This window comes from Mycobacterium farcinogenes (assembly GCF_019739075.1).
Lineage (GTDB): Bacteria > Actinomycetota > Actinomycetes > Mycobacteriales > Mycobacteriaceae > Mycobacterium > Mycobacterium senegalense.
Window position 1 is genome coordinate 31,883 of sequence record NZ_CP081675.1, and the last position, 21,720, is coordinate 53,602.

At 62.7% G+C, this 21,720-nt stretch carries 18 protein-coding genes; 10 read left to right on the plus strand and 8 right to left on the minus strand.

Annotation, left to right across the window (positions count from 1 at the left end; genetic code table 11):
• Nucleotides 1-45 precede the first annotated feature (45 nt).
• On the plus strand, nucleotides 46-1,251 hold the full coding sequence (locus K6L26_RS31190) for an XRE family transcriptional regulator (protein ID WP_206477746.1): 1,206 nt from the start codon (nucleotides 46-48) through the stop codon (nucleotides 1,249-1,251).
• Between the two features lie 163 nt (nucleotides 1,252-1,414).
• Here the strand turns inward: K6L26_RS31190 and K6L26_RS31195 are convergent, their stop codons facing one another.
• On the minus strand, nucleotides 1,415-2,281 hold the full coding sequence (locus K6L26_RS31195; RefSeq protein WP_206477747.1) for a hypothetical protein: 867 nt from the start codon (nucleotides 2,279-2,281) through the stop codon (nucleotides 1,415-1,417).
• The gene (locus tag K6L26_RS31200; RefSeq protein WP_221853662.1) at nucleotides 2,274-3,164 is read right to left on the minus strand and encodes a ParA family protein; all 891 of its coding nucleotides are present in this window, start codon (nucleotides 3,162-3,164) and stop codon (nucleotides 2,274-2,276) included. The genes K6L26_RS31195 and K6L26_RS31200 overlap by 8 nt, the downstream gene beginning before the upstream one ends.
• Before the next feature lie 803 nt (nucleotides 3,165-3,967).
• On the opposite strand from K6L26_RS31200, the gene K6L26_RS31205 reads away from it, so the two are divergent.
• Entirely contained in the window at nucleotides 3,968-4,693 is a 726-nt protein-coding gene (locus K6L26_RS31205) for a DUF2637 domain-containing protein (protein ID WP_206477748.1), read from the plus strand.
• 270 nt (nucleotides 4,694-4,963) lie between these two features.
• Here K6L26_RS31205 and K6L26_RS31210 read toward each other — a convergent pair whose 3' ends face one another.
• Complete coding sequence (locus tag K6L26_RS31210) at nucleotides 4,964-5,293, minus strand: ArsR family transcriptional regulator (protein ID WP_245008816.1); 330 nt, start codon at nucleotides 5,291-5,293, stop codon at nucleotides 4,964-4,966.
• Between the two features lie 138 nt (nucleotides 5,294-5,431).
• Here K6L26_RS31210 and K6L26_RS31215 point away from each other — a divergent pair, with 138 nt between their 5' ends.
• Nucleotides 5,432-5,677: a ribbon-helix-helix domain-containing protein gene (locus K6L26_RS31215; RefSeq protein WP_206477749.1), complete on the plus strand. Its 246-nt coding sequence runs from the start codon at nucleotides 5,432-5,434 to the stop codon at nucleotides 5,675-5,677.
• Nucleotide 5,678: 1 nt separating this feature from the next.
• Here the strand turns inward: K6L26_RS31215 and K6L26_RS31220 are convergent, their stop codons facing one another.
• Nucleotides 5,679-7,604 carry a hypothetical protein gene (locus tag K6L26_RS31220; protein WP_221853663.1) on the minus strand — a complete coding sequence of 642 codons (1,926 nt, stop codon included), beginning with the start codon at nucleotides 7,602-7,604 and terminating at the stop codon, nucleotides 5,679-5,681.
• 904 nt (nucleotides 7,605-8,508) lie between these two features.
• Nucleotides 8,509-9,054: a WhiB family transcriptional regulator gene (locus K6L26_RS31225; RefSeq protein WP_206477751.1), complete on the minus strand. Its 546-nt coding sequence runs from the start codon at nucleotides 9,052-9,054 to the stop codon at nucleotides 8,509-8,511.
• Nucleotides 9,055-9,189: 135 nt separating this feature from the next.
• Here K6L26_RS31225 and K6L26_RS31230 point away from each other — a divergent pair, with 135 nt between their 5' ends.
• Nucleotides 9,190-9,885 carry a helix-turn-helix domain-containing protein gene (locus K6L26_RS31230; protein WP_206477752.1) on the plus strand — a complete coding sequence of 232 codons (696 nt, stop codon included), beginning with the start codon at nucleotides 9,190-9,192 and terminating at the stop codon, nucleotides 9,883-9,885.
• Nucleotides 9,886-9,915: 30 nt separating this feature from the next.
• On the opposite strand, the gene K6L26_RS31845 is transcribed toward K6L26_RS31230, so the two are convergent.
• Nucleotides 9,916-11,001 (minus strand): VldE C-terminal domain-containing protein, encoded by a 1,086-nt coding sequence (locus tag K6L26_RS31845; RefSeq protein ID WP_237112285.1) that lies wholly within the window; start codon nucleotides 10,999-11,001, stop codon nucleotides 9,916-9,918.
• 91 nt (nucleotides 11,002-11,092) lie between these two features.
• Here K6L26_RS31845 and K6L26_RS31950 point away from each other — a divergent pair, with 91 nt between their 5' ends.
• The 6 genes from K6L26_RS31950 to eccCa all read left to right on the plus strand — a co-directional run bounded on the left by K6L26_RS31950 (nucleotide 11,093) and on the right by eccCa (nucleotide 19,126).
• Complete coding sequence (locus K6L26_RS31950; RefSeq protein WP_272875863.1) at nucleotides 11,093-11,221, plus strand: hypothetical protein; 129 nt, start codon at nucleotides 11,093-11,095, stop codon at nucleotides 11,219-11,221.
• 122 nt (nucleotides 11,222-11,343) lie between these two features.
• Entirely contained in the window at nucleotides 11,344-12,840 is a 1,497-nt protein-coding gene (locus K6L26_RS31240) for a DUF4226 domain-containing protein (RefSeq protein WP_221853664.1), read from the plus strand.
• A 16-nt stretch (nucleotides 12,841-12,856) separates the two neighbouring features.
• A complete protein-coding gene (locus tag K6L26_RS31245) occupies nucleotides 12,857-13,162 on the plus strand; it encodes a type VII secretion target (protein WP_206477754.1) in 306 nt (101 codons plus the stop codon).
• Nucleotides 13,159-13,440, plus strand: coding sequence for a hypothetical protein (locus K6L26_RS31250; protein ID WP_206477755.1), 282 nt, complete (start codon nucleotides 13,159-13,161; stop codon nucleotides 13,438-13,440). The genes K6L26_RS31245 and K6L26_RS31250 overlap by 4 nt, the downstream gene beginning before the upstream one ends.
• A gap of 25 nt (nucleotides 13,441-13,465) precedes the next feature.
• A complete protein-coding gene (eccB, locus tag K6L26_RS31255; protein ID WP_221853665.1) occupies nucleotides 13,466-14,947 on the plus strand; it encodes a type VII secretion protein EccB in 1,482 nt (493 codons plus the stop codon).
• Between the two features lie 54 nt (nucleotides 14,948-15,001).
• Complete coding sequence (gene eccCa / locus K6L26_RS31260; RefSeq protein WP_221853617.1) at nucleotides 15,002-19,126, plus strand: type VII secretion protein EccCa; 4,125 nt, start codon at nucleotides 15,002-15,004, stop codon at nucleotides 19,124-19,126.
• 26 nt (nucleotides 19,127-19,152) lie between these two features.
• Here the strand turns inward: eccCa and K6L26_RS31265 are convergent, their stop codons facing one another.
• Nucleotides 19,153-20,313, minus strand: a complete 1,161-nt coding sequence (locus K6L26_RS31265) for a hypothetical protein (RefSeq protein ID WP_221853618.1) — start codon at nucleotides 20,311-20,313, stop codon at nucleotides 19,153-19,155.
• Between the two features lie 14 nt (nucleotides 20,314-20,327).
• A protein-coding gene (locus K6L26_RS31270) for an IS3 family transposase (protein WP_085976171.1) occupies nucleotides 20,328-21,553 on the minus strand; the annotation gives its coding sequence in 2 pieces (ribosomal slippage) (nucleotides 20,328-21,322 and nucleotides 21,322-21,553; 1,227 coding nt in all).
• Between the last annotated feature and the right edge of the window lie 167 nt (nucleotides 21,554-21,720).

Here is a 21,720-nt window from a genome sequence, read left to right on the forward strand (position 1 = left end):
TTAGCGGCTATTGACATACGTCCGTATCGCCTTCATGCTGGGTGAATGCCTCCCAGCAGTCGCCTGGTCGATCTGATCGACTGGTACAAGAACGCCCATCCGGACGTCACGGACGCCGAGATCGCGCGACGGGTCGGTATCACGCGGGCGAATCTGTCTCAGTGGCGCTCCAATGGTGTGCGTGGATGGCCGGCGCGGGCCACACTCGACGCGTTGGCCGCAACGATCGGCCGGCCATATCGCGAAGTGCTGGACGCCGTACTGGCCGATAGCGGCTATGCGGATACCAGCAGGAGATCCACAGCCACGGCGCGGGCGCACCAGGTGGTGCTCGACGAGGCGGTGCGGGTGCTCACCGAAGCCGCGAGGCTCACCAACCAGCCGGTACGTCGAGCGGCCGATGGTTCTTGGGAACCTGACCTGGATGCCGATGGCCTCCCGATCGATTGGGCCGCGTTCGTCACCGCAGCCCTTGCTGGCGCGGCCGCCAACATCGGTGGCATTGATGCGATCTTGGCGGGCCGGCCGGGCTCCTGGGAAGCTGGCGTGGTTCGGGATGCCCTCAATGCCGCTGTGGGCCACGATGAATGGGATTTGTGGCGGCACCGCACCGAGCCGGTCAACGTCGTTGTGCACCCCGAGCGGATCCTGTCCGATGTGGATTCGTTGGCGTGGTTTCGTGAGTTTGACGCCGCGGAGACTGAGCTGCAACGCCGGGAGAACGCCATCAGACCCGGTCGGGTGTACAGCTACCCCGGCCACGAGCTGAGCGAGCGCATGCGGGCGTACTTCACGGATCTGGGTGTCGAGATCATTGACGGTCCTCCCCCACCGCTACCGACGGTCGAGGAGATCGAGGCGGCCGTGGCAGCCGAACAGGAAAACCCGACCGAGCTCACCCCCGAAGAGCAGGCGGCCGAGGACGCCCTGGCGGCGATCGAGGTACTCAGAGACCGCCTGGAAGCCCTTCAGCGCGACGAACTCGCCGAATACGGACAACGCCTCGCCCAGGCCGTTCGAGAGCGTCTCGCGGCGCTCAAGCTCCCTGTTCCGGTGACGGTGACCGTCGACCTCGACAGTCCGCCACATGAGGCACCACAAACCCCGATTGATGGCTGGGCTACCGGAGCGGTCGAACGGGCGATCGCCGCAGCGATCGCCGAAACCCCGACCCCCGACACACTGCCCGGCACGCCCCTTGAACGGGCCGACGCCGCCCTCGCCGGCGAGAACGGATCCACCGATGAATGAACCCGACCTCGCCAAGCTCTCCGAAGCCGCAGACCAGTGCGGGATCCCGGCCGACGTCCTCAGGATCATGGCTGCCGACGATCTACTCCCCCAGGTCGTACGCGGCCGCGGCGGCCAAGGGAGCCGGACCCCGACTCCGACTCCCCCAACCGCGGCGGTCGGCTTACTTCTGCTTCTTGGCTGGTCCCGCACTGCTGGGCAGGTAGGCGTCGAGCGCGGCCGCCACCATCTCGCTGCGGTTGGTTTCCCGCGCGCCCGGGCGCTGCGCACGGATCTGCTTGGTCGACCAGTCTTGCAGTGTCTTCATGACCTTCAGCTCAGCCTTTGTCGGCCGAATCCGCAGCGGCAGTGGCGTTTCAGACCCCGAGTCGCCGGGCGTGTCGCGCCACGGAAAGAGATCGCCGGGGTTAGGGCCTGGCCGACGATCAAGTATCAGAGTAGGGAGCTCGTGAGCATGTTTCCGCAGAGCATTCAGCACGACGGCAGTGTGACTGGGCGCTTTGGACCGGGCCTTGTCGAATCGTGCGACGATTGATTCCGGGATGCTCATGACGGTTGGCGACACGATCTGCGCTTCGGGATCTCGCAGGTCGCTGTCGAGGACTGGGAGTTCGGCGTTGGCCGGCGAGGCTGACGCTTCCTCGCGCGACTCGTCAGCATGGCTGGACGAGTCGCGCCTGACCTGTTCATCCGGGGCGGGCTCGACGGGCACAAGGGCCGACCCCGTGGCTGCAGGCTCGGCGGTCTCGGCGCTGGGGAGTACGACCCGGTCCGCGGACTCCTGCGGCTTGGGCTCGGCCGGCGGTGCCTGCTCGGTGTCCGTGTCGACGACTGGTTCTGGCCGGGCTGGAGTCTCTTGGACAGACGTAGGCGGGTCGTTGACCGTGTCGGGTACGACAGCCAGAGGCGTTGGTGTCGCAGGGTGGCGCGGTGGCGGTGCCTGACGTGTGCGCCGTGTGCGCCGCTTGTTCAGCGCGTCAACTCCGCCGCCGAGGCCGGACTGTTGGTTCTGGGTCATCGTCTCACTCACTCTTCCCTGCTGCCCTGGTAATGGCCAGTTCCACCACCGCTCTGGCCACTGCCGTCACCTCTTGTACGAATGGTCTGCTGCGGGCCGGCACCGGTTTACGTGCCGATACAGCCATGCGGTACTGGCGCTGGGCGAGCCAGCTGTACTTGCTGATCGGGGGCAACACCGGAATGCCGTAAGTCTTGCTGATCGATGCCAGGTGGTCGACTCGCTTCTTGGGTGCGGCAGCCACCACGTTCGGCACGATGAGCAGCGGGTAGGACCGGAGCTCATCGGCCATCCCTTCTAGAGCTTCGAGTGCTCGGACTTCCAGGACGACGGGCGCGACGATGACATGCGCGGCAGCGACGGCGCCGTAGGTGCTGTCGCCGCCGCCTGGGTGGGTGTCGATGACGACGGGACGCTGCCACTCAGTCGACCACTGCTCGATGTGGCGCGTGATGACTTCGTCTTCGGGTTGGTTGGCCATCCAGTCGGGGTGCGACGGCACAAGATCGGCACGGAACTCGCCGCCCTTGAGCGGCCGCGGGGTGCGTCCGGTCTCGAATGCGTCGAGCAGTGGAGCGTTGGTGCGGGTCTCGTGGCGATAGCCCCATGCACGGCTGGCGTTGCCACGGTCCCAGTCGAAGTCGACAAGTACCGCGGCCAAGATCCAGGCGACCTCCTTGGCGATTTCAGTCTTGCCAACTCCGCCCTTCCATGCTGCGACGGCTACGAGCAGATCTTGCAGAGCCTCACGCAGATCCGACTCTGGAATGGTGGACAGCAGGGAGTCCTCCCATCCGGTGTCTTCTCTGTCTTCGCGACCAAACGGATACTTCAGCCGCTCCAGGGCGAGATCGATCGGTGAGGTCTCGGCGTCAATGAGGCTGGTAGTCGTCATGCGTTCTGCCACTCCCCCGCTCGCGCGGTAGATTCTCGGATATGCCTCGCGGTGTTCCGCGTCATGTGTCACATGTTAACGGCTGCAATATCTCATTGTCTATCGCACCCTATCGCGTGTCGCCTACGTCACGCGATAGGTCATGAGATACGCGATGCGATACTCGGTGCGTCCACGGTTCCGTTGTGTCACGTGTTAGCGTGCGCATTGCGCTACGCATCATGTGACCGGATATGCTGCGCAGTATCACATCCACCGTCGTATGCGTTACTGCACCTGCTAATCCAGCCGCCCATTCACGCGCAGTCTCGCGGGATAATGCGTCCGTTGCGTGATGCGTGATTACTCGCGTTGCTCCACGTAGTCTTTGACGGGAGGTTTGCTCCAATGTCATCCGCGTTGTGCCCCGCAATGAGTCGCGGGGGAGCCCCTGCGTTACGTGTCGGAGTGCTTCACCCAACCTCTGTCGCGATGGCTTGTCGTAATCCCCCGGTGACCGCCCAAACCCCGAAGACCCAACACCATCCGAATCCGAGCTACGAAAAGGAAGCCTGATGACTCTTGTGGACGAGCGGTCTGTAGTTGCTGCGGACGTTTCTGATGAACCCGCTGCTTCTCCACGTCCGGAACCGGCAGAGAATGCGCCGACAGCGCCGGCCGGGGGACATGTCGATAGAGCGGCGAAGGAGAAGCGGCTGGGGTGGCTTTGGCGCGGCCGAAAAGGGCGTGTGAAGCCCGCGGCGCCAATGCAGCAAGTGGCTGAGCCGGCCAGGGGGGACGATCGAGAAGCTGAGAAGCTGGTGATGCTGCACCGCGCTCGCAAGAGCGCGGTGGCGGTGACGGTGTTCATCGCGGGCGGTTCGTTCGCGCTGTCGTTCTACTCCCTATGGGACATGGCCTCCCAACTGGCGTGGCCGGGGTACATCGCGTGGCTGTGGCCGCTGATCGTGGACGGGATGATCATCGTCGCCACGATGGCGCTGGTGGCCTTCGGCGGTTACGCCGGCCAGAAGACGAACGTGATCTATTCGTGGTGTGTTCTGGCGTTCGGGGCCGTGGTCAGCATGGCGGCCAACTTCGTCCATCCGTTGTTGCCTCATCTGATGGGCCAGTCGCAGGGGCCCATCACGGCGGGTATGTGGCTGGGGGCCGGCATGTCCTGCATCCCGCCGATCGCACTTCTGGCGTGCACGCATCTGTTGGCGCGGTTGTGGGCGTTCAGCCCGGAGGGCGCGAACGTTGCTGCGGCAGCGACCGAGACGGTGGTGGCGGTGGTGGCGGATTCGGCCGGGGGAGCGGCGGAGCTGTCCCGCGCTGTGGCGGGGCGGATTCAGGCTAGCGGGAAGTTGTCCAGCTATCCGGAGGATGATGTCGCTGAGATGATTCGGCTGCTCTTCCAGACCGAACCACCGTTGAAGCTGCGCGAGATCGGCAGGATGGTCGATCGGCACCATGACGTGGTGGGCAGGGTGCGCGACGAGGTGTCCGCCCTGCTCGGGGTAGGTATAGCCGGAGATGCTGCCGGCTGACAAACACCTGGCGGAGCCTTGGCGGAAGGTGGCGAGATGTCCGCCACTTCATCACTGATGCTATCGCGTGCAATATCTCATGAGATATTGCACGCGATACCTCTGGGGCTAATTTCGTTGCCTCATGTAGGGAGCCGCGGCGTCGGATACCGGGCGGCTCCTGCACCGACTGTGCAAGGGAGGGACGCAAGCGTGCGTCGGGGGCGAACAACAGGTGCCCGCCCTACAGCGGGCATCGAATCCCAGGCGCTCGGCAGAAGTCTCCGAGTGCTAATCGATCGTGTCGGGCACTGGAGTGTCTTCAGCCAGTGCTTTGGCAAGAAGCTCGATGGCGAGGGTCCAGGCAGTGCTTGGTTGGCGCTCGTAGTAGACCCTGCGGTCCACACCATCCACACGCTTTATCAAGCCCGCGACGACAAGGCCTGGGAACACGTTCTGGAAGGAGCTTTGGGAGGGGAATCCGTGTTCTTTGACCAGGTCTGATGGATTGACACGACCGTCGGAGCTTTGCGCAATGGCCGCCATTACGGCAAGTCGGTGTCGTTGCCCGAACAGAGCGTACGAGATCTCCTGAACTCGCTCAGACTGGGCGTACGACACGCCGACATCGTATTACGCCATGCGCGTTACGGGTATCGCGTAACGTATATGGCGTAACGCGATATGCGTAATAGCAGGTCAGGGCGCTGTATTATATGATCGTGTCAGGGATATTTGACCAACCGGATGGGATGTGACGTGGCGACGAAGAAGCCAGGCCGCAAGGTGTATGGCCCGACAGGTATCAAGCATGGGTCTGAGCAGCGCCGGTCGACCCAGTTCATCCGCAAGCGCCTGACCGAGTCCGAAAAGGAACTGATTAGACGGCTGGCCCAACATCGGGGAGTCTCGGAGGCCGATCTATTGGCACCACACGTGGAGAAGCTTCTTCGCGAGGCGCAGCTGCTACAGACCGCTGAAGGTCCGTTGGCAGCGACGGGATGATCTAGCCTGAGTGTGTCGCCACGACGGTCGCGCCCAAGACACGGCTCAATAGGGCAATAGCGTCCGCGTGGACAGCGATCGTCTCGCTGTCGGCCTGTTCGAGCCGCTCCAGCTGTCGTTGAGCTTCGTCAAGGGGTGGAGGTAGGTCTGCCATTACTGATGCCAGAAATTCGGCATGGTGGGGGAGCACGTAATCAAGGTGTTTACTACGCCAGTCCGGTAGGTCGGTGTCGGTGACTAGCATCGCTTCGTCGCGTAGTGCGAGCCAGGCGTGCCAGGCGGCTCGTTCGCGCTTATAGCGTGCCTGTCGAGCGGCAAATACCTCGTCGAGGTGCTGTTCGTCGGCAATGTCATCCAACGTGACTGGGCCCGGGCTGACGTGGCCACGGCGGCGAGTGATGAGGCCTTCGCCGGCTAGGGCGGCCAGGCTGTAGTGGCCACTGCGCTCATTGACCTTCGCTGCGGCGAATATCTCGGACGGTCTGGTCATCTTGTTGTGAACGATGAGTTCGTAGATGGTGCGGTGATGACGGCCGAGCCGGCTCCAGGCTGGGTGTACGGCAGCCAAACGTACTCGGTCTCGCGGGATCGGTTGTATGCCATCTGGGTTGAGGGCGACGAGCGCATATACGTCTGGGTCGCGGCCGACTGAGCGCCTGGTGAGCAGGATCGGCGCACCAACCATGTCGCGGGTTCTCCGCAGTGCGCGCGCGGTGGCTTTGTGGCTTAGCAGGCCTGTAGACAACGAAATTGACCTACCACCCACACCAACTATCGGAACTCCTTCTCGGAGCTCTCCAGCCACCGCGGCCTTCACCGCCAGGCTCTGCCATACATCACGAATCGACCAACGCTCGGTCCCTTTGAAGTGGTGGTCTGTCCAAGCCAGCGCGTAGCCCAGCCAGGCTTTGTAGGAATCCTCCAACTCTCTCCCCAGAGTCAACTCTGAAAAGTGTGTGTAGTTTTCTCTGTGTGTCTCGCGTTGCGATTTCTTGGCAATCGCGTGGGCTCGTCCGACGGCGAATGTGATGGCAGTTTGAAAGTCGCGTTCGAACTGGGTATCGGCGCGGATCCCATGTTTTTGGCGGTAGGCCTCGCCAAGGACTGACCAGGGCCCGCCTGGCTGCATGGCGGCACGGATTCGTCCACGGGTGTAACCGCGCAGGACAGCGTTGGTGACGACGGCCTGCCGTGCTTCTGAGGGTGTGTTCCACGCGGCGTTCATCCACCCGTGGGTGGCGAAGTGCAGGACGTCGTCTGGGATCGGGCGGTTCCACCAGTAGGCCTGCACGATGCGTTGGTCGTCGTCGTGCCCGTCGATGTACTGGGCTGCGGCCGAGTCTGAAAGTTCGCGCTGTGAAAGTGGCGTGGTGGGGGCGGGGAGAGTGCCCAACAATGAGTAGAGGGCGGGCAGAAACTTAGAATCGCTGCGTTCGGTCAGCGCGGCGACGGCCTCGTTGAGTGGACCGTCGAGTAGGCGGTATCCGCCTCCGGAGCAGCGGGTGCCGGGCACGCTGATGCAGCCGGCGGTGCTCTTGGTGGGTTTGGGATCGAGGGTGCGTAGTCGGGCTTTGAGTTGGTCGGCGAGCTGGCGCATTTCGGCGAGGGTGGCCGAGCTGCCGATCGCCAGCGGCACGATGAGGTGGCGTCCCCCGCTGGTGGAGCGGTCGGACACGATTCGACCTCCGCAGTCACGAACCCAGCGGGCCGCCCGGGCGAAGTCTGCCTCTACTTGGGCTGGGCCGTGCTCTTTGGCATCGAAGTCCAGCACGAGCTGGGTGGTGAGGCCGCCGGCGCTGTAGATGTCGACGGCAGCCATCGTCTTGGGCAGTGTGTCGGTGATTTTCTGGCGGCGCTTGTACTCGCGGGTCTCTGGGTCGAACGCCTTGTAGCGGTCCTTGCCAGTGGGGGACAGGCGTCGCGCCAACGCTTTCCAGACTGCTGCCGGGGAGTCGGCAGGACGAGCAGTAGGGGCCATGGGCTACGCGGATCCGGTCGGTGGGGTGGCCGGAGCGGGCAGGCGGAGTAGGTGCGCCTGGTGTGTCGGTGGGCGCCGTTTGGGGTCAAAGTCCTTGTCGATCCACATTCCGGCACAGCTACCGTGCTGCGGAGCGTTACCGAGGCTGTGTCTGCGGCAGACGACACGTCGAGCGCATGGCAGCCACATGCGACGGGCGGTTGCCTGCGGCTCGGGATGGGGCCGGCAGGCAGCGTCGCGGCCACATAATCCGGATTGCTGGAAAGTGTTGCGGCTCAAGGCGGTGTCCTCTATCCTGGAGCCAGCTGCTCAGGCTGGTTCCCTAGGGAATCCCGAATCGGAGGTGCTACTCCGATTCACAGAAGGTCCCCGCTTCGGCGGGGTTTTCTGCTATCAGGGACGGTTCAGATATTTAGATGTGTCTGATGATGTTGTGGATGGGCCCCCTGGGATTCGTGTTGTGGGGAGTCTTGCACGCACCTGTGCGGTAGCTCCGCAATGACACGCTGGTCAGCATCCCGAGTTTTTGATTCAGTTGGTTGTCGGTTTCGGCAACAAGCCTGACCGGGCCTCGGGGTCATGACTGCGACTCGTTGCGGGAGGACGCTCATCGGGATGCCGGCGCAGCGGCAGCGAGGAGAGCTGGGGCTATTTCGACCGCTCGCGCGGCGGTGAAGTTCGACACCGGTCTGGTCGTAGCCTTCGGCCCACTCCTGGTCGTCATTGGCCAGGAAGTTAACCGGTGCTTCGGCGAAGTCGGCATCGACGGTTCGGCCGCCTACACGTTCAGGTTGCGCGCTCAGATCGTCAACGTGGCCGTTCTCGTTACCCATGGGCGGGAGACGTCGTCGAGCTATGCCGGAATGGCGAACAGGTAGAGCGGCTGGCCGACGACGATGCCTTCGGATCGGCTGTTGGTGGGGTTTGCGGCTTGCTGGGCAGTGTCAGCCTCGGGAGCTCCGGTCTTTTTTGCGCGGGCGGTGTGCGGCTTGGGCGTCTTGTCCGGTGCGGCCAGGGGGTCGGGCTTTTCACCGCGGCGGCGGTGCTTGAAACCAACGGGGGGCTCGCCAGTGCCGGAGAGAACCCTGTAGATGTCGACGAGCCGGTCATAGGTGCTGTTAAGGGCCTCGTCGAAGGTGCCGGGGAACATCACGCCGCCCCAGATGCCCTGGGTAGCCGCATCTTGGCTCCTGTCAGGTACCAGGGCTTCGCGGATGCACTCCAGGCGCCGGCTGCACGCTGTCCGGCACAGCATCTTGGCGTGGTGGCGCTCAGCTTCGGAGTACTTTTCGGGATCTGTCCACACAGTCGGGTCCCATGTCTGTGCAAGGCAGGGCTGCGTGTAGAGATCGCCGCGGTTGTTGCGCAATTCGCGACTTGTGTTGATCAACTCGCGCATCTGGGAGTCCTTTTCGCCCGGAGGAACATGCTGCTAGCCGCAAGAGTAAACATTTTCTATGCCATCGTGCAATGTTTAGCAATGTTTTTTGTCATTGGTGCAGGTCAGGTGGGGTGAACGGTATAGTGCGTTTTCGTGGTGCCGTCCGATCGAGCGTTGGCAGCTCAGCGGATTGGAAAAGCCATCCGGGACCGGCGTGAGGTCAAGGATCTTTCCCAACGTGAGCTGGCAAAGCGTGCTGGGGTGCAATCGCAGTGGCTCGGTCAGATCGAGCTAGGGAAGGCGTACCCCCAGAAGCGCACTCAGATCAAGATTGAGACGGTTTTGGAGTGGAGTTTGGGCACTCTGGAGACTGTCGGGGAGACCGGAGAAGTCCCGGAGGCTGAGTCGGCGATTCCCCAGGAAGCCACCGACGGGATCTTGGGGATGGCCCAGATGGTGATCGATACGTCTCGTCAGGCGGCGACGACGCTGCCAGATCCGGATGCTGATCCGCGCGTGTATCTGGCGATGGCAATGAACGTAGTGCGCACGCTCAGTCACGCCGGGCAGCTACTGACCAAAGGGATGCGGGCTTCGGCGATGGGGGAGGCCATGAAGCTGGTTGCTGAGATCAACAAGACCAAGGACGCTGTGATGGCCGATATCGCGGCGTCGCCGGCAGCGATGGTGGGTCACCAGTTGTATGTGTGGCGGCGCGACAGCGGGGTGGATTTGCAGACGGTGTCTGAGATGACCGGGCTGGCAACCGAGCGCCTGGCGGAGTTGGAGAATGCGCGACCGCCCACCGACGTCGAGACACGGATTCTGACGAAAATTGTTGGGGTATAAACGAATTCGAGTAACACGAAAATTGGATAATTAGAGCGCGTAGGCTTCGCCCCCGCTGGGGTAGCCGCCGCCGCTGGTAGCGAGGTGGACGTGGTCCATGTGGTTGGCTGTGGCGCCGCCGCGGTTCTCCATCATGGAAGGTGCACGGCCCGGGATGTACATGGTCTGACGCCAAATGGCGTGGTCGAGACCGAATTTCTGTTGGTTTGCCAACACGAAGTTCAACACTCGCTGGCCCAGGGCGATGCCCTGGGGTGAGGTGGGGTTGGGGATCATGACGTCGATCGCCAGGCCGTTGGGGTGCCATTTGAGCGAGTCGGCGCGGAATCCGCCGATGGACTGTATTTCGGGAAAGGCGGCGCTGATGGCGCGGGCGGCCAGGATGGTTTTGCGTTGCAGCTTATATTCATTGGCGACACCGGGCGGCAGGTCACGGCCGGATACGTTGGCGCCCGTGCCGGCGTCGATGGTTGCGTTGCTGCTGGATGGTTGGAAGGCGCTGGCGGTTTTGGTGATGCCGGTGAGGTTGGGGAAGGCGAAGCCTCCGCCGCCACCGCCCATGGATGCTGGAGCACCGCCACCCATGGCGCCGGCGCCGGCGGGGGCCATCGCTGCGCTGGCGGGGCCACCACGCAACAACTGCGCCAACATCACCGCACGCTGATCGGAGGCCTTGATGAGATTGCGGGCGGTTCCGGTGCGGTTGTCCAACTCCCGCAACATCTGCCGATCCCCGGCAGGACTGCCCGTGTACGGGGCGATCGCTGCGGTGTTGTCCGCTGCGGCTTGATTATTGGAATCCATGGCCGCACTACCCTCAGCGACCACCTGGCCCGAAGCGTCCAAATGCACCGCAGTGGAACGATCCTTGGCCGCCACCGCGGCCACCGCACGCGCATTGGCCGCCGCGTGATCACGCCACATCTGCGCAGTCACACCCGAATACCCCAACGCCGCGGGATCATCAGCAGCCATCTTCTTCGCCAACTGCTCAACAATCACACCCTGATCAGCCAACCCGCCAGCCCCCCGAGGCAACGGCTGACCATACAAATCCGTGCCATCACGCAACGCCTCAGCCGCCATATCCACATACACCTGCAACCCCGAGGACATACCCCCAAGTATCAGACCCACCCCCACAAAACTCACCAACGCAGAAAATTGACCCCGTTCGAGTGAGCGAACCTCGCGATACGGTAGCTGCATGACCAACCCCGACGAGCCGATCGGAGAGCAGTCGATGCACCGTTGGCAGGATTTGTTCGAGGAATGCCTCGGCGATGTTCTGTACCTGTACGGCGATACCAGCGCTACTGACGGGCTGGGCCGCTAGTGCCACCGGTACCGGCAGCCCCCGACGGCTGGACCGCGGTGCGGGTGGGCGATGAGGTGTTCTTTTGGCCTTCCTCGCAACCGATCCCGACTTCGTTGGACGGCTCGCACGGATTCTCGGGCATGCCGAACTTTCGTATCCCTAGTGGCTGGGACAAGCAGCCGCCGGCGGAGTGGCGCGACCTCTACGGTGCGGCCAACCGGGGCAAGGGTGTCGACCCGTTTGAGGTGCTGGCAACCGCACCTCCGCCGGTTGCTGCGCCGGTTGCCCCGGCAGCACCAGCCGCACCGGCAACCCCTGGCCCTGCGCCCCACGCGCCGCCGTTCGTCAGGACTGGTGAGCAGGAATCGGGTGATGTCGCCAAGGCGATCAAGGAAGTCAACGAAAAGGCAGACAAGGCGCAGACCCAATTGGCCAGCGCAGACGCGGCGTTGATGAAGGCGATCCTGGGCGCGCACACCCGTACCGAGGAGGGACGTGCGGAGCTGTCGAAGATTCAGAAGGAATGGATGGCTCTGTCCTCGAAGGTCGATTTAACCTCACCTGCCGGGTCCAAGCAGATGTTCTACATGATGGATAACCGGATGGCCGATATCAACCGCATCTTGAGCTCGAACGTGCTGGACAACGCCTCCAGTGCGGGGATCATCGCGGCCAAGAAAGCGCTGTACGAGAAGATCGAGGCCGACGGGACGGCCGGCGCCGATCAGACCAACCCACAGGGCGGAAACCAAAACCCTGAAGGTGTAACCGGCGGTGGGGGAGTAGCCGGCGGCGGTGGGGGGACTCCCGAGGCTCCGGGGGGACAACCCGGTGCGGCCGGCGCGGGTCAAGGTGAGCCGGTACCGCCTGCACCCAATCTTGGTGGCGTGGGAACGGGCGATCCGCTTAGTGGTCTTGTGAACGCGGCCGGGCAGATACCCGGGGCTCTTGGCGGTGCGCTCGGGGCGCCGCTGAACAGTCTAGGTGGGTTCGGGTCCGCGTTGGGTTCAGCGTTGGGGCCTGCATTCGCCCAACAGCAGGCCGAGGGCCCTGATCCGTACCGTGACGATTCACCGGGGACACGCAACCCGAATGACACCGATGAACCAGATCACCCCGACGAGCCGAAGAAGGAGGAAGAGGAGCCGGAGCCCAAGAAGGACGAACCTGCTCCGGCTCCGCAGCCGCAGGCCCAACCGCCAGCACCGGCGCCGCCTTCTGATGTGGTGACCGACAATGACGGCAAGACCACAAAGGCCGCAAGTGTCGGTCTGGCGAAGGCATTGGACAACGTGCGCAATCAGGGGATGGACATCCCTACTGGTTATCGGGAGGCGGGCTTCACTGTTCCACCGGTGACCGCGACGATCCCGCCGGAGCAGAACGTGCCGCCGTCGCAGATCATGGGGGGGGATTTGGCCAACACTGGCACCCGGTGGGTGAGCGTGTGGGACAAGAACACTGTGTTGATGGATGGGCAGCTGCGGCCGATCAGCGACCTTCCCAACAACGGTGAAATGAAGGGCTATTGGCGGCCACCGGAAACCTCTGGCGCCACGATCAGCACTGCGGCGCACGCGGCAGCACCGGCGCAACCAGCGTCCGGCCCAACGTCGAGTCCTACCACGGGCAAGTAGAAGGAGATCAACGATCATGTCAAAGACCACGATTGACACCGATGTCCTTCGGCAACGCGCGCACGGTTGGCGCCAGTGGGCCGAAGACCTTGAAGCCTACCCGGCCAACTACAACGAGGTTCACGAGAACCTCTACCGGCAGGGCGCGATCATGGCACCGGTGGCCAGTGCGGCCTCGGAGGTTTTCGCCGAGCAGACAACGACGTACAACCGGTGTGGGCAGCACCGGCGCCAAATCGCGGCAGCTGCCGATGCAGCTGCAGTCCGCCTCGACGCGGCCGAGGAGGCGCACCGCCAGGGACAACAGGGGGTGTCAGGGTGAAAGATCAGCGGTTGTTCAGGGAGGTGACCCCCGACAACCTGCTTGCGGCGACCGTGGACGCAGACGGTTACAGCGTCAGCGTTCAAATCACGGAAGACGCCATGAAAATGGGGACTGAAAAGCTGCAGCTGATGCTCACCCGCGTTAATCGGGTGGCGTGGCTGGTTTCGCAGGCCACAAAGCGTGACCAGATGCGCGCTGCCGGGATCAGCGATATCGATCCCGACATCCCCACCTGGGACGACGTTCGCGCAGCAAAATCCCTTCTTCACGAATAATCCTGGCAATTAGGGGATTTAAGACATGGCGGTCAATCGCGCTTCGGCGCCGCAGTCGAGCGGCTACCTGTTTTTCTTGCGCAGACTAGGTGCTGCACAGCTCACAGGTGATGCCTCTCTTGAGGAAGATCCACACCGCGAACAGATGCTGGCGGTGGCAACATCGCTCGCAATCGGCGTGGTCTTGGTGATCATCATGGTGATCGCTTCGATCATCAAACCTGTTGGTTCTGTGGGTAACTCGCTGATTCTTCGGGACCTCGACACCGGGGCCCAGTTTGTGCGGGTTGGCGAGACCCTGTATCCGGTACTGAACTTGACGAGTGCACGACTGATCGCCGGTAAGGCCGATAACCCTGAGCCAGTGAAATCCTCGGCGATGTCGAAATACCCGACCGGGCCCTTGGTGGGAATTCCTGGCGCACCGAACTGGCCGATCACCTCACCGCGCCAGGACCGCTCACGATGGGCTGTCTGTGACAGCCTGCACGACAACCCCCTGGCACCACCGACAGTGACGGCCCTGGCCGGCCAGTTATCTCCAGAAGATCGTTCACACGTGCTCCCTGACGGCCAGGCTGTGCTCATGCGCTATGGGGGAAGCACATTCGCGGTGTGGGGATCGGTGCGCTCACCGATCGACACCACCGATAGGGCCACGGCGTTGGCGGTCGGAGTGGATGTGTCCACGGCCAAGCCCCGCGCTATGTCACGGGTCCTGCTCAACGCGATTCCAGCCACGCCGCCGTTACGGATTCCTGTGATCCCCAACGCTGGGGCGCCCAGCCCGTGGAATATCGCTCCCGGCGTGGTGGTCGGCTCGGTGCTGCAAGTCGAAGATCCCTCAGGCGGAACCGAATTCTTTGCGCTCACTGAGCAGGGGGCTCAGAAAGTGCCACCATTGGTGGCGTCGTTGATCCGTGGGTCGAACGCGTTCGGTGCTGCCACGGCGATCAAGGTGTCCACCGACCGGCTCGCGGGAGTGCCCGCCGCACATGTCCTCGACGTCGACTATTACCCGCAGAACCGCTTGAGCTTTGTCGATCCGGCGACCAACGGCGTCACGTGCCTGACGTGGGAGAAGGCTTCGGGAGAGAAGCGTTCCACCACCAGCATTTTGGTAGGTCGCACGCTGCCGTTGACTGATGAGCAGCAGAAGTTGATCGTGTCGTTGACACGCGATGACCGCCGAGGAACCACAGCCGATCAAGTGTGGATAGCCCAGGACGCGGCCGCCCTGTTTCGGGTCACCGGCATGGACCCAGCGGCAACGACCAAAGAGAGTATCTGGTGGCTGGCCCCCAACGGGGTGCGGTTCGGGATTCCGTTCGACAAGCCCACCTGGGATGCTCTCGGCCTCGATATCAGCGCCGCAGACCAAGCACCCTGGCCGATGGTGCAGCCCTACGCCGAAGGCCCGCTGCTGACTCGGGCCAATGCCGAAATCAAACAAGACACCCTTGCCCCAGGTAAGGCCCCATTGCCCCTGATGACTGCCGGCCAATAGCCAGACGCTGTGCCTGGATCATGCCGTTGATTGATGGCCCGAAAGGAATCTTCCATGCCGACAAAGCTTTTCGAGCGGCCTGCAGATATCAAAGCGCCCACGCTTGCTGGCGATAAACGCACGCTCCCGGCACCACCTACGGTGCAGCCAGGCCGTTTTCGCACAATCCTCTCGGTCATTTTGCCCGTGGGCCTGGTGGTCGGCATCATCGGAACCATCGTCATGCTTTTCCTGGTGGGCGCGCGCACCTTTACCGGTGTTGGTCTGATATTTCCGCTGATGATGATGATGTCGTTCGGCGGCATGATGATGCAGAGGTTCGGCGGCGCGAACAAGAAGACGCGTTCGGATCAAGAAGGTGAGCGCGAAGAGTACGGGCAGACTCTCGACGAGTTCCGCAATGTCGTCGATGCGGTGGGGGAGAAGCAGTTCGCGCGAGTGCTGTTCTTCAATCCGAATCCGTTGGATCTCGTGCGGATCGTCGCTGATGGATCTGCTCGCATGTGGTGTCACCGGCCGCCGTCATTGCAATTCGGGAAATGCCGTGTAGGGGTGGGGCTGTCGCAGTTGGCGATAGACCTCAAGACACCGAAGCTGCCTGACCGCACCAAGCGCGACCCCATGCCTAACACGATGCTGCGCGACTTCTTCCTGGAAAAGCCCTACATACGTGATATCCCCATGCCGTTGGCGTTGCGCAGCAATCCGGGATTCGCCTTCTACGGGGACATGCCCACGATCCACGGACTGGTGCGGTCCATGTTGTGCCAACTGGCAACATTCCACGGCCCCGATGACATCGCCATCGCGGTAGTCACCGCCAATCCCGCTCAATGGGAGTGGCTCAAATGGATGCCACACAGCTGCGACCCGACCACACACGACGGTGCCGGGCCCACTCGCTTGGTGTTCACCAGCCCGAAAGACTTCGACCGGGTCTTTGATCTGAACAACAGTCGTGGTGGAGCCTTCGTCGCGGTCAAAGAACCCGAAGGCGGCCAGCACACGGAACCAAAAGTCAGCGATCTGCGCCACCTTATCGTGGTGGATGACGACACCGGTGCTGTCGAGGAATGGAATAGGGTGACCCGCTCCCGCTTGGGTGTTGAAGCGACCACATTCTTGCGGCTGGCCACTCGCCGGTCAGATGGCTGCGGATGGACACCGGAGACGACGTTCCAGGTCACCGACGACCGCCGCATTTGCGATACCGCTTTAGGTGAACCCTTCTACTACGCCCGTACCGACTACATGTCGGTGCAAGACGCCGACGAATTCGCCCGGACCATGGCGACCTGGGATGCCACCAAGGGCGCGTCGAGCGTCGTGGAAGTCATGGAGCAAGAAGGCGGGCTGCTCGAAACCCTCCGGATCGATGATGCCCGGCATCTGGAGCCGCACCGCATCTACGCCGCACGTAAGTCGCCAGACAGCAAGCTGCGAGGACTATTTCCGCTGGGCCGCTACAAAGACGGATCGACGTTCATGATGAATGTGAACTCGACCTCAGCGATCCCCCGCGGAATGGGCAATCACGGCCTACTCCTGGGAGCAACCGGTTCGGGGAAGTCGTGGACACTGCTGGCCTTCATTCTCTCGCAAGCGATCACTCACTCCGCAGAGGTCCTGCAGCACATCATCCTTGACTGGAAAGGCCGCTCGTTCGGGCGGCGCGTGGCCGATCTTCCGGGCACTCTTATGGTGCTCTCCAACCTCGGCAAGGACGCCGAATATGTTGAGCGACTGGAAGACGTCTTGGGCGGCGAACTCGATCGACGTCAAGAGATTCTGGATTCGGTGGCTGAGAACCTGGATCGCCCGGAACTGGCAGAAGTCGAAGACTACGAGCGGGCACGAGTTGAAGAGGGCCACGAGGACTGGGAGCCGCTGCCCTGGATTCAGATCGTCGTCGACGAGTTCACCGAGCTGTTCGAGATGTACCCACAGATCGTGCCGGTTTTTGTCCGGATCGCCCGCCTGGGGCGCTCGCTGCGGGTCAACTTGCTGCTGGCGTCGCAGCGGCTGGAGGAATCCAAGCTGCGCGGGATGGAAGCACACTTTGGTTGGCGGATCGCGCTACGGGCGTTCAGCGATCAAGAGTCCCGGTCCTTTATCGGGGATCCGCGGGCCGCGAAGATCCCCGAAGACGGTGGTGGCGGTCGCGGTTTCATCAAGGTTGGCGAGGGGGAGCTGCAGGAGATCCAGATTTACGATGTCGGCTCTCCGTACCGGCTTCCACGCGCAGAAGTGCAAGCCGAGCAAGTACAGCAGACCGAGAATTACTTTGAACCGCAACTGTTTTCGCTCGATGCGGTGCCGCTTCCAGAACGCAAGCTCACTGGGAAAAAGCCCGGCGCGCAGACCGAACCTAAAACCGACGATGACGAAGATGACGTAGCGATCGGCGCCCTTGTAGACGTCGCGGTGGCCGCACTCAAACCGCACCGCCCGAAAAGACGTCACGAAATGTGGCTGGAAGACCTGCGCACACCTCGTCTGCTGGAGGATCTGCACCAGCAACACTACGGAGCCCCGTGGTATCAGGGCTATTTCGAACGTCGAGACCCGTCGATGTCGGTTCCGGTGGGCATCGTGGACAAACCGAGATTGCATGCACAAGATGTGCTGGCCTACGACTTGTCCGACCCCAACATCGGTATTGTCGGGGAGCCGCGGTCGGGCCGAACCACAACAGCGATGACATTCCTGACGAGTCTGGCGATGCGGTACACACCTGATCAGGTGCAGTTCATCGGAATACGGTTGGGCGGGCCCGGCCTGTCAACACTGGATAAGCTGCCCCATAGCGCCGGGATCTACGGCGCGGATGACCCCGAAGGCCTCACACGAGCGATCTCTGAGATCGTGAACTTGGTCGAGAGCCGAGAACGGTCCTTCCCCGAGTACGGACTCGAGGACGTCAAAGACTGGCGCCGCAGGCGATTCGGACTGGCCAGCGGGCATGTGCCGCCCGACGGATTCGGCGAGGTATGGCTAGCGATCGACAACCTGCAAGATTTCGCCCTGCGATTCGAACGGTCCTATGACGCCATCAAGTCGATCATGGGCAAGTGCGGCTCGTATGGAGTGCATGTGCTGTGGACATCCTCGGCGCTTATCGGCGGCGGTATGCAAAAAACCGTTACCGACAACACCCGGCTGATCCTGGAACTGCGGCTAGCCGATGACACCATGAGCGATGTCAGCCGCCAGGAAGCCAAGAAGGTACCTGACGACATCCCCGGACGCGGCCTGAGCAAAGAGGGCAAGCAGATCCTGCACATGATGTACGGGTTTCCCGGCCGGCGCCGCACCGCTGACGGCGACCTGGAGGTGTCGGCGCTGGTCGAGCAGATCGTGTCCGTGGCAGGTTCGGACAAACCTGTCAAGGTGCGGCGGCTGCCCGAAAAGGTCTCTCTCGATGAGGTCTGGCGGATCCCACGGACCGCCGATGACCACAAGGATTCGATTCGGTTGGGCATTGTCGACACCGACCTGGGACCAGCACGGGTGGACTTCAGGAAGGTAAATACCTTCCTGGGGGTGGGCGCCTCAGAGTCGGGTCGTTCCAACCTGATCCGTGTCATTGCACGCGGGATCATGCGGCAGTACACGGCCGAGGAGGCCGTGATCCACATGGTGGATCTCAAGCGGAATCAGCTGGGGGTGGTCACCGAGGAGTCGGGGTATCTCGGTCACTACTGCTTCCTGCAGGACCAGGTACGGGACCTGGCCTACGAGCTGGCTAGCGAGCTGCAGTCCCGTCAGCCAGAGGGTAGGTCCGACCAGCAGATGCTGATGGCCGGCGCGCAGTTCACCGGCAAGCGGATCTTTGTTTTGGTCGACGACATGACAGCGTTAGACAATATGGGTATGGGTCTAGACCCCCTGGCTCCGTTCGTGGAGTTGGGGGGATATGTCGGGTTGCATCTGATCATCGCGGGTGGAGCCCACGACTTCTACCGTTGGGCGCACAACGGAGGTGACGTGATGCGCAAGGTGTTGGGAATGCAGACACCGGGTGTGATCCTCAACGCCACCAGGAACGATGGAGCACTGGTGGGCGGGGTTGTAGGTGAGCCACAACGCCGCGGTCGCGGGTTGTATGTCCAGGCCGGCGGAAAGGTCACCACAACAATGGTGGCATGGGACGAACCGCCGACAGCCGCCGCACAGTAGCGGTGGCTGCCGGTGGTCGCTCGCTGTTACGCCGTGACGGCGTTGAGCAGCTGCCCGGCCTGCGCCCGGTACTTGTTGTAGGCGTCAGGGAATGCGGAACGTTGAACAGCCTGAGCGGCTTGACCGAGGTCCATCCGCTCCCAACCAGGGACCTTAAGCAGAGCCGTATAGAACTTGTTGGCCGAGATGGTCGGGTTCATCAAATCTGCAGTAGCGCCCCAGCTTTGGCGCTGTTGAAAGGGACCTACAGAATCGTGGTCGCGGCCCACGCCATCGTTGGGAATTGCCAACGATGCGGGAACGGAAGAGTTCGCAAGGGATTTCAGCTGCGACTCGGTGAGTGCGGTCATGAGTGCGATCTGGATTCCGGCTGGAGGGATCCCCAGACGCAGGCCTTCATTGACGATCGCCTTCGCGACCTTCATCTGCCGCTCGTTGAGATTCTGGAAGACCGAAGGACCACCAGCGTGCGTCAAGGGGGAACTGTTTGCACCTGAGTGTGATTGGTAGCCACCTGCGGTTTTGGTGATGCCGGTGAGGTTGGGGAAGGCGAAGCCTCCGCCGCCACCGCCCATGGATGCTGGAGCACCGCCACCCATGGCGCCGGCGCCGGCGGGGGCCATCGCTGCGCTGGCGGGGCCACCACGCAACAACTGCGCCAACATCACCGCACGCTGATCGGAGGCCTTGATGAGATTGCGGGCGGTTCCGGTGCGGTTGTCCAACTCCCGCAACATCTGCCGATCCCCGGCAGGACTGCCCGTGTACGGGGCGATCGCTGCGGTGTTGTCCGCTGCGGCTTGATTATTGGAATCCATGGCCGCACTACCCTCAGCGACCACCTGGCCCGAAGCGTCCAAATGCACCGCAGTGGAACGATCCTTGGCCGCCACCGCGGCCACCGCACGCGCATTGGCCGCCGCGTGATCACGCCACATCTGCGCAGTCACACCCGAATACCCCAACGCCGCGGGATCATCAGCAGCCATCTTCTTCGCCAACTGCTCAACAATCACACCCTGATCAGCCAACCCGCCAGCCCCCCGAGGCAACGGCTGACCATACAAATCCGTGCCATCACGCAACGCCTCAGCCGCCATATCCACATACACCTGCAACCCCGAGGACATACCCCCAAGTATCAGACCCACCCCCACAAAACTCACCAACGTGATCCGCCCCGGCATGTCGGGAGGTTCTCTTATCTGAGTGCCTCCTCGGCATGAGGGTGCCGTTGGCGATGGTAGTAGAGCGCTTCGGCCCGATCGGGGGTCAGGTCCTGGCAGTAGCCGTTGGGTCGCTGACGGTTGTAGAAGGCCACCCATTCGGCGGTCCCCAGCGCCAGTTCGGTGGCACCGGGATAGAGCGGCTGGCGGTCGATGAGTTCGGTCTTGTAGCTGCTGTTCACCGATTCGGCCAGAGCATTATCGAAACTATCCCCGACGGATCCGACTGAAGGCAGGATCCCCTCAGCGGCCAGACGTTCGGTGAACGCGACCGCGGTGTATTGCGAGCCCGCGTCGCTGTGGTGGATAAGTGAATCCAAAGATGCTGCACCCGAACGCTTTCTGGTGTCGATAGCGTGGTCGATCGCATCGGTCACCAGCTTCTGGGTCATCTCGGTAGCCACCTTCCAACCCACGATCTTGCGGGCATAGACATCGGTGACGAACGCCGTGTAGGCCCAGCCGGCACGAGTCCGGCAGTAGGTGAAATCGGCCACCCACAATCGGTCAGGCGCACCGGCGACGAAATTACGCCGGACCCGATCCGGGGCTCGCGTCGCTGCCGGATCGGCGACGGTGGTGCGCACCCGCCGGCGCTTGCACGCACCCCGCCAACCCATCTCCCGCATGACCCGTTCCACGACACAGCGCGATACGTCGATACCATTGGTGCGCAATACAATCCATGTTTTACGAGCGCCCAGGACTCGGTACAGACTCTGCGATTGGCGAAGCTGCCAGATCGCATCGATCACCTGCGCATCGGCCCAGTCGGCTTTCGAGGGGCCCTGACGGGCGCGGTGGGCGTAATACGTCGACGGGGCGATCGTGACGCCGTACTCGGAAAGCACAGCGCACATCGACTCGACACCCCACTTGAGACCATCAACGCCCACCCGCATGTGCTGGTGGGCGCTGATGAACTCCACGACTACTGAGAGGGCCGGTCGAGCTCGGCGGCGAAGAAAACCGAGGCCGCCTTCAAGATCGCGTTGGCCCGCTTGAGTTCGGCATTCTCCCGGCGCAGCTTGCGCAGGACCTCGGATTCCTCGCTGGTCTGCCCCGCCCGAGAGCCGGCGTCGATCTCAGCCTGGCGGACCCATTTGCGCACCGTTTCGGCAGTACCGACGCCCAGCAGGTCAGCAACCCGGCCCATCGCCTCCCACTCCGAAACTGTCTCGCTGCGCAGATCGGCCACCATCTGCACCGCCCGCACCTTCAGCTCGTCTGGATACCGCCTCGATGACTTCGATCCCACGTGCCCATCCTTCCCAACGGAAGAACTCTCCAGACACGCCGGGGCGGATCAACGCGCGGAGCCGGGCTGGGCTTTTGTTGAGATCGGCATACCACGGGCGTAGTTTGCTA